Genomic DNA, 14584 nt, shown 5'->3' on the forward strand with positions numbered 1-14584 from the left:
ACTCCCCCTGAAAACTGAATCATGAGCTCAGACATTCCCCAACCCGATCCGGACGCAGCCGCAGACATCGAGGCCGTCCGGATCGAGGACGAGATGGAACAGTCGTACATCGACTACGCGATGAGCGTCATCGCCGGCCGCGCGCTGCCCGACGTCCGCGACGGCCTCAAACCCGTCCACCGGCGCATCCTCTACGCGATGCACGAGGAGGGCGTCACCAGCGGCTCCGGCCACCGAAAGTCCTCCTCCGTCGTGGGCGACACGATGGGCGATTATCACCCTCACGGCGACAGCGCGATCTACGACGCGCTCGCCCGGATGGCCCAGGACTTCTCGATGCGCGCGCCGCTCGTCGACGGCCAGGGTAACTTCGGGAGCGTCGACGGCGACCCGCCCGCCGCGATGCGGTACACCGAGGCCCGGATGAGCCCGATTTCGGAGGAACTGCTCGCGGATCTCGGCAAGGACACCGTCGACTTCCAGGCGAACTACGACGACCGCCTCGAAGAACCGGCGGTCCTCCCCTCGGCGTACCCGAACCTCCTCGTGAACGGCTCGTCGGGCATCGCCGTCGGGATGAGCACGAACGTCCCGCCACACAATTTGGGAGAAGTGATCGACGCCACGATCCACCTCATCGAGAACCCGAACTGTGGAGTCGAGGACCTAATGGAGTACGTCAAGGGCCCGGACTTCCCGACGGGTGCGGAGATCGTCGGACGCGAGCCGATCCACTCGGCGTACACCACCGGTCGCGGGCGAGTCCGGATGCGCGCGAGCTACGAGATCGAGGAGATGGGGGACCGCGAGCGGATCGTCATCACCGAACTTCCCTACCAGCAGAACAAGGCCAAACTCGTCGAGCACATCGCCGATCTCGTCAACGACGGCACGCTCGAAGGAGTCTCGGATCTCCGGGACGAGTCCGACCGGGACGGCATCCGGATCGCGGTCGATCTCAAGCGGGGCGCGCTAACGGATGTGGTCGAGAACCAGCTGCTCGAACACTGCCTCGAAAAGACCTTTGGGGTGATTAACCTCGCGCTGGTCGACGGCGAGCCACAGGTGCTCGATCTGAAGGAACTCCTCTCGCACTACCTCGAACACCGCCGTGAGGTCGTCCGGCGGCGCTCCGAACACGACCTCAACGAGGCTGAGGAGCGCGCGCATATTCTGAAGGGACGACTGACCGCACTCGAACACGCCGAGGACGTCGTCGAGCGCATCCGGGACGCCGAAGACCGCGACGCGGCGAAGGCGGCGCTCCGCGAGGCCTACGACTTCTCCGAACGCCAGGCGGACCACGTCGTCCGGATGCAGCTCGGCAGCCTGACCGCGCTCGAAGCCGAGGAGATCGAGGACGAACACGCGGCTGTGGAGGCCGAGATCGAGCGCCTCGAAACCATTCTCGGTAGCGACGCCGAGCTCGACCGGGTCATCACGGAGGAACTCCGCGAGGTCAGAGCAGAGTACGCCGACGGCCGCCGAACGCGGATCGTGGAGGATTATGGGACTGTCACGCGCGAGGACCTCATCCCCGACGAGGAGGTCATCGTGGTGATGACCGAGAACGACTACATCAAGCGGATGCCCGCAAGCGAATTCGACGCCCAAGGCCGGGGCGGGAAGGGGATCATCGGGACGAAACTCAAAGACGGCGATCGCGTCTCGGCGGTGTTCCGGGCGAACACCCACGACTACCTGCTCGCGTTCACCAATCAGGGGTACGTCTATCGCCTGAAGGTCTACGAGGTGCCCGAGATGGGCCGGACCGCCCGCGGGAAATCGGCCATCAACCTCGTCGACTTGGAGGACGGCGAGGATATCACCGCAGTAGTGGCGACAGATGACCTCGGTGAAGAGGAGTGCCTCACGATGGTCACGCGCGAGGGGTACGTGAAGCGCACCTGCGCGACGGACTTCGAGAACATCCACTCCAACGGGCTGATCGCCACCCGGCTGGAGGAGGATGACGAACTCATCGACGTCGAAGTCACCGACGACGATGGCGATCTCCTGATCGCCACCCAACGGGGAATGGCGATCCGATTCCCGAAGGAAGAGGCCAGAGAGATGGGCCGGAGCGCGCGTGGCGTCAACGGGATCAAACTCACCGAAGGCGACGCAGTCGCCGGCCTGGTCGCCGCGGGCGACGACGCCGACCTGCTGACCGTCACCGAGAACGGGTACGGTAAACGTACACCGATGGGCGAGTACCGCACCCAGTCGCGCTACGGCAAGGGGCTGAAGGACATCAAGACCAACGATCGCAACGGTCGGGTCTGCACGGTCGAAGCCGCCACCGCCGACGACGACCTCGTCGTGATGAGCGAGGGTGGCCAGATCATGCGGACCAGGGTCGGCGACATCTCGACCGTGGGTCGGAACACGATGGGCGTGACGGTAATGGACCTCGAAGCCGGCGATCACGTGGCCTGCGTGGACGTTCTCCCGAACAGCGACTGACCGCTTGACGATTTCTCGATCCGTGAAGCGGCGATTTTCCGTGTTTCGGCAAGTGGTGTGAGCGACTGCTGACTCGAAGGATTTGTGGGACGGTTGCGGTACCTGGCGGATGAAGGGCGAGGCGCGCGAGCGAAGCGAGCAGCGAACGGAGTGAGCGCGCGCCGAGGGCTTCGACGGAGCTGTGCGGAGCGGGGCGGTTGCGGTAGTCGCTAGTGATCGAACCGCGAGCGAACGGAGTGAGCGAGCGGGCCGAGGAACCCCCGAGCGTAGCGAGTGGGGTGACGCTGGCTTTTGATCCACATTTTGCCAGCGAGTGAGCGACCGAAGGGAGCGAACGAGCGTGGTTCGAGACGCCTTCGGCGTCTCGTCATCACGGAAGGCGCTCCGCGCCTTCCGAACGACAGCAAAAGGTGGGGTCCGGAAGCGATTTGTGACTCGGGTTCGGAGCGTCGACCGAATGGAACTGTTCGGGTCGAGTGGTATCCGTGGAGTGGCGAACGAGACGGTGACGCCGAGGTTTTGCCTCCGGGTGGGGATGGCGGTCGGCACGGTCGTGGGCGGCGAACGGGTCGCGGTGGGCCGTGATACGCGCGCGACCGGTGGGATGTTCGCGAACGCGGTCGTCAGCGGACTCCAGAGCGTCGGCTGTGACGTCGACCGGCTGGGTGAGCTCCCGACGCCGGGCGTCCAGCTGTACGCTGAACGCGAGAGCGTGCCGGCGGTGATGATCACCGCCTCGCACAACCCACCCGAGTACAACGGGATCAAGCTGATCGGCGCGGACGGGATCGAACTCCCGGTCGCGGAGTTAGAGCGGATCGAAACGGCGCTCGACGAGGACGGATGCGCCCGCGCACGGTGGGACGAAACCGGCGACGCGCGGTCGGTCGAGGGTGTCCGCGAGGCGTACGTCGAGGAGGTCGTGGACGCGGTCGACCGCGATCGGATCGCTGACGCGGACCTGACGGTGGCGCTCGATCCGGGCCACGGCGCTGGCGCGCTGACAAGCCCGGAGATTTTCCGCGAGCTCGGCTGTTCGGTCGTCACGGTGAACGCTCAGGCGGACAGCCACTTTCCCGGGCGAGACCCCGAGCCAGTGCCCGAGAACCTCACCGATCTCGGCGGATTGGTGCGCGCCGCCGACGCCGACGTGGGGATCGCCCACGACGGCGACGCCGACCGGGCGATCTTCTTCGACGAACGCGGCGAGTACATCGAGGGCGACGCCACGTTCGCGGTGCTCGCCGCCGGCGTACTCGACGGCGACGCGACGACCGTCTCGGCGGTCACGGCCTCACAGCGCCTCGTCGACATCGCCGAGCAGGCGGGTGCAACGCTCGAACGCACCCCGGTCGGGAGCACACGGATCATCTCGCGGGTGCGCGAACTCGAAAGCGAGGGCGCGTCAGTGCCAGTCGCGGGGGAAGGCAACGGCGGCGTGCTCTTCCCGAACTACCGACTCGCACGCGACGGCGCGTACACCGCCGCCCGATTCCTCGAACTCATCGCCGAACGACCGGCGAGCGAGGTCGTCGCCGACGTCGGCGACTACCACAACGTCCGGACCACGGTCGACTACGGGTCGGACGCCGGACGCGAGGCGTTGCTCGCCGCGGTTGCGCGCCACGCCGAAGCGAGTTCGGGCGATCTCGATACGACCGACGGCTACCGACTCGACTTCGGTGACGCGTGGGTGCTCGCCCGCGAGAGCGGCACCGAGCCCGTCGTGCGGATCTACGCCGAGGCGCGTGAGGCCGATCGCGCTCGCGATCTCGCCGACGATCTCGAAACGACGCTCGAAGCCGCGCTAGCCGACGCATAGCGTTCGGTTCCCTTCTCGGAGTTTCGTGCGACCTGCGATCAGAGCGGTTGATGCTCGTCGAGCGCCGCGACGAGCCGATCGCGCTCGGTTCGAACCCGATCGCGTTCGCGCTCTATCGCGCCGCTCGACAGTTTCTCGCGCTCGTCGGCCGTGAGGTCGGCGCGTGCCCGCGCAGCGTTGCGGAGGCGCTCGTACCGATCCTCGCTGGCGAGCGCGCGCACCTCACGGAGCGACGCGACTGCTTCCTCGGACGCGAACCGGCCGACGACGGAGACGAGCTCGCGGGCCTGCCATCGGAGTTCGTCGGCGGACGGCGGCGGCCAGCCGATTTCGAGCGGATCGCTGTCGAGGCGTTCGAGGTAGCTTCGGTGGACGGCGACGTGGCGCTTGAGCTCCTGTGGATCGTCGACGTAGTGAGAGAGCTTCGAGCGGGAGTAATCGGCGTACTCGATCAGCGTCGGGACGGGTTCAGCTCCAACAGAGGTGGCTTCGACGTACTCACGGAGTTCCGTGGGCGGCGAGGGGAACGCCACGAGGGGATACCGTTCGGTCGTGGCGATCAGGTCGAGGAACTCGCGTGCGCTCGCCTCGCGCTCGAACGTCGCGAACGCATCGGCGACGCGCTCGTCGTACGCGGCGATCGGGTCGCGGAGGTCGGCCACGGGCGCGTCGAGATCGGCGTCGCCGAGTTTACGGATGCGTTCCAGTTCGTCGAGACGGTCGTCGAGCTCGGCAAGCCGGTCGTCGACCGCCCGGCGGGCGTCGCGGTACGCCGTGGCCCGTGTGTCGCGCTCGACGAGGAGGCCGGCGAGATCGCCAGCGGGCGCGAGCGTCTCGCGAGCGGCAGCGAAATCGCTCTCGGAGAGTCGGCGTTTGTCGAAGCGCTCGGCGGTCGTCTCGAACGCGTCGCGGTGTGGGAGATCGTCGGTGAGGTCGTCGACGAACGACTCGTAGGCCTCCTCGAACTCGATGAACGCCTCGAAGTCGCCCGTTCCGGTGGCGCGTCCGTCGTACCGATCAAGCAGCGTCGTCGCCCGGTCGTGGGCCGCCGCGACCGCCCGAACGTCGCTCTCGCCGTGATCGGCGATGCGGTCGACGACCTCCTCGTAGGCCGTGTGGGCGGCTTCGAGATCGGCGACCACGTCGTCGGACTCGGCGACACTCTCACTCATAGACGGCGTCGGGATCGAAGACGCGGTCGCCGACGTTCTCGCCGTCGAGCGTGCGGTAGAAACAGCTCCGGTGGCCGGTGTGACAGGCTCCACCCTCCTGTTCGACGAGGTAGAGCAGCGCGTCGCCGTCGCAGTCGACCCGCACTTCCGTGACGTTCTGGACGTGACCGCTGGTCGCGCCTTTCTGCCAGAGCTCCTCGCGGCTGCGCGAGTAGTAGTGGGCCAGCCCGGTCTCGCGGGTGCGTTCGACCGCTTCGGGGGAGGCGTAGGCCAGCATCAGGATCTCGCGGCTGTCGCTGTCCTGGGCAACGACCGGCACCAACCCGCTCGCACCGAAATCGAGTTCGGGGGCGGCGGCCGAATCCGTCCGGCTCATAGAGGAGATGGCCGCCTCGCGTGCATAGGCTTTTTGTGTCGAACGCCGAGAGCGACAGCGATTGCGTCGATCGGTCGCCAGCCGCAAGCGACAGTTCTTTCGTTCAGCATGCATATTGTTCACAATCATGGAACGACTGTGCGATGATCGGTTGGTCGCGCCGTTCGACGACGATCGCCACCGAGGTGAGCGGTAGTGGTGTTCGTCCCCGTCTTGCAGACCTCCGCACCACTGCTCGTGGTGGTCGTGGCGGTGATCGCGAGTCTCGGGATGGCGTGGGCGCTCGGCGCATCGTCGAACTCGCCGCCCTTTGCCCCGGCGGTGGGGGCGAACGCGCTCCCGACGATGCGTGCGGCCTTCTTCATCGGCGTGTTCGCCGCGCTCGGTGCGATCGCTCAGGGAGGAAGTATCTCCGAGACGGTGGGTCAGGACCTCATCAACGGTGTCTCGATCACGCCGCTTGCGGCCGCCGCCGGCCTCCTCACCGCGGCGGCGTTCATCGCGGTCGGCGTCCGTACAGGATACCCGATCCCGGCGGCGTTCGCCACGACCGGCGCGATCGTCGGGGCAGGGCTGGGCCTCGGGGGTGACCCCGCCTTTGGAACGTACCAACGTCTCGGAACTTTCTGGATCGCGGTCCCGTTCGTCTCCGCGTCGATCGCCTATGGGACCGCGACGCTGCTGCGACGTGAGGACGTTCCCGACGAGATCGGCGTCCCAGCGCTCGCGGGCATCGTCGGCGTCATTCTCGCCAACGTTCGACTGGCGATCTTTCCCGGTCCGGACGGCCAGGGGACGCTTGCGGGGTTCGTCTCGCGGCGGGTGGGTGGCGGCATCGATCTCGTCGGGTCGTACGATCTCGTCGGAGTTGTCGCGAGTCTCGCCTTCGGTGCGCTCGTCTTTCTCGCGCTCCGCCGCGAGATGCGCTCATCGGTCGATGCCGGCATCAGGAAGTTCCTGATCGGACTCGGCGCGATCGTGGCGTTTTCGAGCGGCGGGAGCCAGGTCGGGCTCGCCACCGGCCCGCTCGAACCCCTGTTCGACTCGCTTGGCACGCCAAGTATCCTCCTGCTTGGCCTCGGTGCGACCGGGATCCTTCTCGGGGCGTGGATGGGATCACCACGGCTGTTGCAGGCAGTCTCGCGAGAGTACTCCCAGCTCGGCGTTCGGCGATCGATCGCCGCACTGATCCCTGGATTCATCATTGCCCAGGCAGCGATCGCGCTCGGCATCCCGATCTCGTTCAACAACATCATCATCTCGAGCGTGATCGGCAGCGGCCTGGTCGTGGGATCGGCCGGCGTGTCCGGCCGGAAGATCGGGGTGACGGTCGCCGCGTGGCTGGTGACGCTCGTCGGTTCGACCGCCGTCGGTTTCGGGTTCTATCGGGTGCTCGCGATAGTGACTGGTGCGTAGTTCGAACGGCGTCGCCGAAAAAGTGAGACGGAGTTCGATCGTCAGTCGTCGCTCGGCTCACCCCCGTCGGCGGCAACCGTACCGGTCTCGCGAGCCGCTCGGATGTTCGTCAGGCCCATGTACGCGAGCGACAGCGCGAGCCAGACGAGGACCAGCGCGATGACTATCTGCACCACCGTCGACCCCTGCGCGAGCAGGGTCGGCCCCGCTTCACCCCATTGACCGAGGATGAACTTCTGATAGAGGTTCTGATAGAGCGCGAGATAGAGCAGCGCCGTAGTGGTGACGACGAACATCGCGGCCATCGGCAGGCCGGTCGAGAGCAACTGTTTCGAATCCGACCAGTTCGCGAGCCAGACCGTCGCCACCAGCAGCGCGAGTGCAGCGAGGGTCTGGTTCGCGCCCCCGAACAGCGGCCAGAGGTCGGCCCACCGGCCACTGGAGACGAGGATGTAGGCCGGGATCACCTGGAGTGCCGAGGTCACGTAGCGGTTCGTGGCGACCTTCTGCGTGCTCGTCTCGGGCGTCCCGACGATCTCTTCGAGCATGTATCGACCGAGCCGCACCGCGGTATCGGTGCTCGTCAGAAGGAAACTCACGAGCACGAGACCCATGAACGCCGCCGCGGCGGTCTGGGGGATGGCGACTCCGAGCGCGCCCGAGGTGGCGTTGAGGATCTCGCCGCCCCCGGTCGCGAAGTTCGGCAGCGCGAGCGCGATTCCGCCGCTCGCCGGTGCGGTCGCGTACACCGAGACGCAGATCAGCGCGACCGTCGCCAGAAGCCCCTCGCCGAGCATCCCACCATAACCGATGGTACGGGCGTCGGACTCCTTATCGAGCTGTTTCGCCGTCGTCCCCGAGGAGACGAGCGAGTGAAAGCCGCTGATGGTCCCACAGGCGATCGTCACGAACAGTAAGGGGAACAGGGGCAATCGCGTATCGACGAGCGCGCCGCCCCAGAAGCCCGCGTAGGCGGGGAGCTCGATTTCGAGAGTGTTCCCGACGCCTAGCACCGTCCCGAGGATCACCGCGAGCAGCACGCCCCCGACGCCGGCGTAGAGCAGGCTGGAGGTGAGGAAGTCCCGGGGCTGGAGCAGGATCCAGACCGGGAGCACGCTCGCGATGAATCCATAGATCATCACGACAGGGATCCACATGGCGATGTTGGCGCTGTCGAGCACCGGGGGGAGCGGGGTCGACGAGAGCAGCACGATCGTTCCTGCGGGATAGTCGCCAGGAACGAGCGCGAACGGGAACTGGAGACCGACCCAGATCCCCGCGAAGACCGCGGCGACGAACGCCACGGTTCCCGGCAGGAACGGCAGGTCGAGCTGGTAGAGGTACACCCCGAACGTCAGCGCGAGCGCGATGTAGATGAGACTCGCCGTGGCGGCCTGGGGGTAGGCGTTGAAAACCACCGAAACCACGAGCGCGAACACCGCGACCACGAGGATGATCGTGAGGAAGGCGAACCAGAGGATCATGTCCTTGCCGCGCTCGCCGACGTATTGGCCGATGATGTAGCCGATCGATTTGCCCTCGTGGCGCATACTGGACGAGAGCGCCATGAAGTCGTGAACCGAGCCGAAGAGGGGATTGCCGATCGCGACCCAGAGGAACGCGGGCACCCAGCCCCAGACGACCCCCGCGGTGATGGGGCCGACGATTGGTGCACCGCCCGCGATCGAGGAGTAGTGATGACCGAGAAGTACGGGCTTCGACGAAGGGACGTACTCTTGGCCATCGTTGTACTTGTGAGCCGGTGTCTCGTTCTCATCGTCGATCTCGACGAACTGCGCGAGGTAGCGCGAGTAGCCGAGGTACGCGACGGTGAAGGTGGTCAGTACGAACGCGACGAGCCAGATAGCTTGTACCATGGTGAACTCTCCCAGTATATAGCGAAAAGACTGTATTAAACGTTGTTCCTTGATCCGACGGTAGTGTTCAGATACGCAGATTCCATGCGACGGCGAACGATCGCAACCACTCGTCGGCAGTTGCTGGATCGGCGTGACTGAAACAGTTCGAGAACGAGGCGGTGCGTCGTTTTCCCTCACAAAGACACGTTCGACGGCGTTACGATTTCCATGCTGTTCGTCGCGGAAATCGAGGCCGTGGCGGCGGCCGGCTTCGTGTAGCGGTGTTGCGCCGTCGATGAGAAACGTGGCGTCGTCGACGTGGTGCTTCTGACGGAGTTCGGCGAAGAAGCCATGAGCGAGAGCGGTGTTTCTGGTCGTTTCAAGCTTCGTGTGCAGCAGTTCGTTCGACTCGGGATCAACCGCAGCGTACAGCCAGTAGCGCTCGTCGTCGAGTCGGATCACGGTCTCGTCGACCGCGACGTGATCCGGCGTCTTGCCGGACTCTGGCTGTAACTCCGCCTTGTGAACCCAGTTATGGATCGTGGATCGAGCGCGACTAACGCCGAACACATCGAGAATCGAGACAGTATTCGAAAGCGAAAGGCCGGCGAGATGCAACTGAATACTCAGCTTCATCAACAGCCGCGGCGTTGCTTCTCGCTCCACAACATCCAACTGTATTTCGTCCAAACAACCGTCGAGGCCGGTGGATTTCCGCATGGATCACTGAAATCACACCGCGCCGCACTGTTCAGCCGTATCTGAACACTACCTCTCCCAGCAGGACAAAGCTTATTACAGATACTGTCAATGTGTGACATGCGTCAGACGTTATGACCACCATATCGAATACCCTCCGACGGTTCAGGTGTGCGTTGGGACTCGGTTACACGGCCGAGGAGAGCAATACAGCGTGGGTGGAAAAGCGGTGACGGCGGTGGCAGGTCGCCACTTGATTTGAGGATCGTCACTCGCTTTTGCTCGTCTTGGTGTGCCTACCTCGTTTTTCCATTCGTCGAAAACCGACCAGCCGTAGGAGGAGTGGGGTCGGAGGGATTTGAACCACGGTCATTTCGCTCGCTGCGCTCACTTCACTCCCTGGTTCAAATCCACCGACGTACAGATTTCGCTCCTCGCGTCCGCTCGTCGCAGAAATTATGGGGTCGGAGGGATTTGAACCCCCGATCGACTGATATCTCCGGTGCGCGCCTCGGTCCTCCAGAGGGTCGTCACGGCGGGCGGTGATCAGCCACCCGCTCTGTATATCAGTCTGGAGTCTCGTCACCGGGCGCGGTGCCTCTGGAGTCAGTCGCCATACCTGGCTTGGCCACGACCCCGCGAGCGAATCCAGTGGCGTCGTGGGTAAACCGATTTCGGTCTCGCGTCGATATCGGTCGTCGCAGCCGGGCCCGACCGGGCAAAACCGAGCGGACACGCCGCGGTCGGTCCGGTCGTCCTCGGACCCACCCCTCGAACGACGCCGAGCCGTTTATCCACTCATCCGTCGAGCGCTTCGTATGGAGTACGACATCGCCATGGAACCACCGACGCCGCGCGAGTTCGTCCGACTCCGATCGGCGGCAGGAATGCGCGAACGATCACTCGATGCCGCGGCAGCGGGGATCGGCAACGAGTGCACAGCGGTGACGATCCGTGCGGACGGCGACCTCGTGGGGATGGGGCGCATCGTCGGCGACGGCGCGACGGTCTTTCAGATCGTCGATATCGCCGTCACGCCGGACCACCAGGGCCGCGGTCTCGGAAGCCGCATTATGAATGAACTCGTGTCGTGGCTCGAAGCGAACGCACCACCGTCGGCGTTCATCAATCTGATCGCGAGCGAGCCGGGGTTCTACGAAGGGTTCGACTTCGCGACCTGTGCGCCCGAGCTCGTCGGGATGGACCTCACTTTGCCGACCGAATCCGAGTCATCGCACGCACAGTAGTGTCGCAAAAACGGTCGTTGACGGCTCACTCGCGTCAGTCCTCGTCCGTGTCAGTCCTCGTCCGCGTCGGTTTCTTTCCACCCGCAGTCCTGGCATTTCCGGCCGGTGACGAACTCGGTGATTTGAGGCATGTAGCCGACTTCGAGGACGTTGCCCCCACAGTCGGGACACTCGCGGTCGGCGTCGGTGATGGGTTCGGCGTCCATCACGTCGTCGTCCTCGATGAGTTCGGCGAGCGCTTTCGGCGTGACCATCCGCCCTTCGACGACGCGGTTGTCGGCCATACCAAGACGCGGGGGGCGACGGCCCTAAACCTTTACAGCCAGGGCGCGCGGTCGGAACCCACGTCGGTGTCGGTACTCGCGTCCGTCGCGGTGTCGGGGTCGGTGGCATCGGTGGCTGCGTCGCCACCGTCGGACGAGCGAAGCGAGTCCGACGAGACTCGCCTCGTTTCGCTCGACTCGCCACCGTCGGCCATCGTGCCGCTTGCTCGATCGGATCCGAGGGCTTCGTTCCTGTCCGCTCCGTTCAGACTCGCCGTCTCAGCGTCGTCGCTCTTGTCGGGATCGAACGCGAGCAGCGCCGTGACCACGAGCACCGAGAGCGCGAGCGGTGCGTCGTCCGGAACGAGTCCAAGCACCGAGAGCGCGAGCACGCCGAGCGCAACCGCGCTACCGAACCGGAACCGATCGACGTCGACCGCGGTCCGGAGCCACGGCCCGCAGACCGCGACCCCGAGCGCGAACGCCACGCCAACGCTGGCGGCGAGCGTTCCCTTGAGTACCAACGTCGGGTCAGGAACCAAGACGAGCCGTGCGCCGGCGGGATCGAGACTGGCGAGCGCCCCGAGCCCGATGATGACCGCCGGACGTGGGAGATACTCGCCGACGCGCGCGCTCGCGGTCTTGGCGGCGACTGCGAGGATGACCACCGCCGCGAACCGCTCGAAGATCGCGAGGTCGAGCAGGCTCGCGATCGTGGGTGCGAGCGCGGACTCGATCGCGGCGAGGGCGATCACGACGACGCCGACTCCGAGCGTCGTCCGGACCTGTGCGCGCCACGTGCCGTCCATCTCGGCGAGGATCACGGCGACGGTCGCGCTGCCACCGAACACGAGGAGACCGACTTCCAGGATGCCCAGCGGGCCGTCGAGCGCCCCGGCGAGCACCAGCGCGGGGAAGATCCCGTCGACGAGCGGGAGCGCCATCACGGTCGCCAGCAGGCGGGCTGCGCCGCCGACGCGACGCTCGAGCCCGAGTGCGACCGGGTGTTGGGAGTGGCTCACGGGGCAGGCTGGCCGTCTCCCATGGCTGAGGGGTTGGACGGATGGTGTGAGTCGGAACTGCTGGCAGCCATCCACGGCTGCCACGCTTTGCCGACCGGAATCGTCGCCAGAGCGATAAATTTGCGCGCGAGTGTAAAGAGTGTGCCGTCCGCGAGGTCGAGAGTCGACTGATTGGCGCTACGCGCGGTGAGTGGACTGGCGACGTCCATACCGGAACGTGCCGAGAGACGGGAATAAACGTTCCGTGAGCCGTGGCCACACGACTCTGGTGGTCGAGTCACGCGTCACATTCCGTCGTGAACGGACCGAATGGGACTCCCGGTCTCGCAACGTTTTTCATGCCGGGACGGTGACCGTTTACATGGTAAGCGACAGAGCAGAACCTTTCTCCGAGAAACTCCGCGTTCCGGAAGCGCTGACGTTCGACGACGTGTTGCTCCGGCCGAAGGAGAGTCGCGTCGAGCCCGACGACGCCGACACGGCCACGCGCGTCTCGACGTCGGTCGAACTCACAGTCCCAGTCCTCTCGGCCGCGATGGACACCGTCACCGAGAGCGCGCTCGCGATCGCGATGGCGCGTCGGGGCGGGCTCGGCGTGCTCCACCGCAACATGGACATCGATGAAGTCGTCGACGAAGTCGAGCGCGTCAAGCGCGCCGACGAACTCATCATCCGCGAGGTCGTGACCGCGAGCCCCGATCAGACTGTCAGAGCGGTCGACGAGATGATGGACGAGGAAGGCGTGAGCGGTGCGCCGGTCGTCGACGACGACGGCGAGGTGCTGGGGATCATCTCCGGGACCGACATCCGGCCGTACCTCGAGGTCGGCGACCGTGACGAGGTTCGCGAGGCGATGACCGACGAGGTCATCACCGCACCCCAGGACGTCGACGCGCGCGACGCGCTCGAACTCATGTACGAACACAAGATCGAGCGCGTTCCGGTCGTCGACACCGAGGATCGTCTGACTGGCCTCGTGACGATGCAGGGGATCCTCCAGCGCCGCGAGTACGACACCGCCGCGCGCGACGCCGATGGTCGTCTGCGAGTCGGGGTCGCCGTCGGTCCTTTCGAGCAGGACCGCGCCGCCGCGGTCGACGAGGTCAACGCCGACGTGCTGTTCATCGACTGCGCGCACGCGCACAATCGCAACGTGATCGACAGCGCGCGCGAACTCGCCGCCGGCGTCGAGGCCGACGTCGTAGTCGGAAATGTGGGTACTCGCGAGGCCGCCCAGGAGCTCGTCGAGTTCGCCGACGGGATCAAGGTCGGCATCGGTCCCGGTTCGATCTGCACCACCCGGGTCGTCACGGGATCGGGGATGCCCCAGATCACCGCGGTCGCGCAGGTCGCCGACGTCGCCAGCCAGCACGATATACCGGTCATCGCCGACGGCGGTATCCGCTACTCGGGCGACGCGATCAAGGCGATCGCGGCGGGTGCGGACGCCGTCATGCTCGGGTCATATTTCGCCGGGACCGACGAAGCGCCCGGTCGCGTGGTCACGATGAACGGCAAGCGCTACAAGCAGTACCGCGGGATGGGCTCGGTCGGCGCGATGCAGTCCGGCGGCGGCGATCGATACCTGAAAGACGCCGACGAGGACGAGGACTTCGTCCCCGAGGGCGTCGAGGCCGCGACGCCGTACAAGGGCAGCGTCGAGAGCGAGCTCTTCCAGCTCGTCGGCGGGATGAAAAGCGGGATGGGCTACGTCGGCGCGGGAACCATCCCCGAGTTCAAGCGCCGCGCGGAGTTCGTCCGGGTTTCGTCGGCTGGTCAGACCGAGGGCCACGCCCACGACGTGGTGATTACCGACGAAGCGCCGAACTACAGTCCCGATAGCTAACGTCCCAGCCGAAACTGTCGTAATATCACAGTTTACAAATCGGTATTTGCATACGGATCAGGAGAAACTAGTTGTGATAACGTCTGTCTGAATATTGTCGATCCTATCAGCTAACGTCTCTAGGTTCTCTACTGCGTTGTAGACGTCTTCAGAGAGCACGAACGTCTCATATATAGCGTTCTCAATCCCCATATGACTATCATATTCATCCACAGAAAATTCGACTCCATCAGCATGACTGAATATCTGCTCATAGCAGGCGACTGTGAACTGGTCTACTGCTTCGTCAAGATCATCGAGTAAGGAAGGGTCAAATTGGTTGGTCGCGTCGCAAGACCGTTTAGACTTCACCTCCAGTGACTGTGACCGAAACAGTACAGCGTATCTTCTTGTGAG

The 14584-nt window shown here is 65.2% G+C and carries 12 protein-coding genes, 1 tRNA gene and 1 pseudogene; 5 read left to right on the top strand and 9 right to left on the bottom strand.

All coding sequences use genetic code 11. From position 1 onward, the window contains the following. Positions 1-21 precede the first annotated feature (21 nt). The gene (gene gyrA, locus PHA81_RS12625; protein ID WP_005043162.1) at positions 22-2466 is read left to right on the top strand and encodes a DNA gyrase subunit A; all 2445 of its coding nucleotides are present in this window, start codon (positions 22-24) and stop codon (positions 2464-2466) included. A 457-nt stretch (positions 2467-2923) separates the two neighbouring features. Continuing rightward, positions 2924-4288 (top strand): phosphoglucosamine mutase, encoded by a 1365-nt coding sequence (gene glmM / locus PHA81_RS12630; RefSeq protein WP_005043163.1) that lies wholly within the window; start codon positions 2924-2926, stop codon positions 4286-4288. A 38-nt stretch (positions 4289-4326) separates the two neighbouring features. On the opposite strand, the gene PHA81_RS12635 is transcribed toward glmM, so the two are convergent. Together PHA81_RS12635 and hisI are read right to left on the bottom strand one after the other, a co-directional pair. Continuing rightward, positions 4327-5460 carry a hypothetical protein gene (locus PHA81_RS12635; RefSeq protein ID WP_005043165.1) on the bottom strand — a complete coding sequence of 378 codons (1134 nt, stop codon included), beginning with the start codon at positions 5458-5460 and terminating at the stop codon, positions 4327-4329. Next, entirely contained in the window at positions 5453-5836 is a 384-nt protein-coding gene (hisI, locus tag PHA81_RS12640) for a phosphoribosyl-AMP cyclohydrolase (RefSeq protein WP_005043166.1), read from the bottom strand. Before hisI ends, PHA81_RS12635 begins: the two co-directional genes overlap by 8 nt. 270 nt (positions 5837-6106) lie before the next feature. On the opposite strand from hisI, the gene PHA81_RS12645 reads away from it, so the two are divergent. Beyond that, positions 6107-7252, top strand: coding sequence for an inorganic phosphate transporter (locus PHA81_RS12645; RefSeq protein WP_049910084.1), 1146 nt, complete (start codon positions 6107-6109; stop codon positions 7250-7252). A gap of 41 nt (positions 7253-7293) precedes the next feature. Here PHA81_RS12645 and PHA81_RS12650 read toward each other — a convergent pair whose 3' ends face one another. From PHA81_RS12650 to PHA81_RS12660, 3 genes and pseudogenes are all read right to left on the bottom strand, one after another. After that, positions 7294-9129, bottom strand: coding sequence for a carbon starvation CstA family protein (locus PHA81_RS12650; RefSeq protein ID WP_049910085.1), 1836 nt, complete (start codon positions 9127-9129; stop codon positions 7294-7296). A gap of 67 nt (positions 9130-9196) precedes the next feature. Further along, positions 9197-9831 (bottom strand): annotated as a pseudogene (locus PHA81_RS12655) (IS6 family transposase). Between the two features lie 438 nt (positions 9832-10269). After that, positions 10270-10448, bottom strand: a tRNA-Trp gene (locus tag PHA81_RS12660). A 180-nt stretch (positions 10449-10628) separates the two neighbouring features. Between PHA81_RS12660 and PHA81_RS12665 the strand changes: the two genes are divergently transcribed. Then, positions 10629-11057, top strand: a complete 429-nt coding sequence (locus PHA81_RS12665; protein ID WP_005043169.1) for a GNAT family N-acetyltransferase — start codon at positions 10629-10631, stop codon at positions 11055-11057. 50 nt (positions 11058-11107) lie between these two features. Here the strand turns inward: PHA81_RS12665 and PHA81_RS12670 are convergent, their stop codons facing one another. Genes PHA81_RS12670 through PHA81_RS12680 form a run of 3 tightly spaced genes read right to left on the bottom strand, consistent with a single transcriptional unit; the run spans position 11108 to position 12551 of the window. Continuing rightward, positions 11108-11341 carry a DUF5795 family protein gene (locus tag PHA81_RS12670; protein ID WP_005043170.1) on the bottom strand — a complete coding sequence of 78 codons (234 nt, stop codon included), beginning with the start codon at positions 11339-11341 and terminating at the stop codon, positions 11108-11110. Positions 11342-11373: 32 nt separating this feature from the next. After that, positions 11374-12342: a DUF5794 domain-containing protein gene (locus tag PHA81_RS12675; protein ID WP_005043172.1), complete on the bottom strand. Its 969-nt coding sequence runs from the start codon at positions 12340-12342 to the stop codon at positions 11374-11376. Then, a complete protein-coding gene (locus PHA81_RS12680; protein WP_005043174.1) occupies positions 12339-12551 on the bottom strand; it encodes a hypothetical protein in 213 nt (70 codons plus the stop codon). The genes PHA81_RS12675 and PHA81_RS12680 overlap by 4 nt, the downstream gene beginning before the upstream one ends. A gap of 152 nt (positions 12552-12703) precedes the next feature. On the opposite strand from PHA81_RS12680, the gene guaB reads away from it, so the two are divergent. Beyond that, positions 12704-14188: an IMP dehydrogenase gene (gene guaB / locus PHA81_RS12685; RefSeq protein ID WP_273836979.1), complete on the top strand. Its 1485-nt coding sequence runs from the start codon at positions 12704-12706 to the stop codon at positions 14186-14188. 57 nt (positions 14189-14245) lie between these two features. On the opposite strand, the gene PHA81_RS12690 is transcribed toward guaB, so the two are convergent. Further along, the coding region (locus PHA81_RS12690; RefSeq protein ID WP_273836980.1) for a hypothetical protein at positions 14246-14584 on the bottom strand (339 nt) is incomplete at its 5' end.

Source organism: Halococcus sp. PRR34, from assembly GCF_028617175.1.
GTDB lineage: Archaea > Halobacteriota > Halobacteria > Halobacteriales > Halococcaceae > Halococcus > Halococcus salifodinae.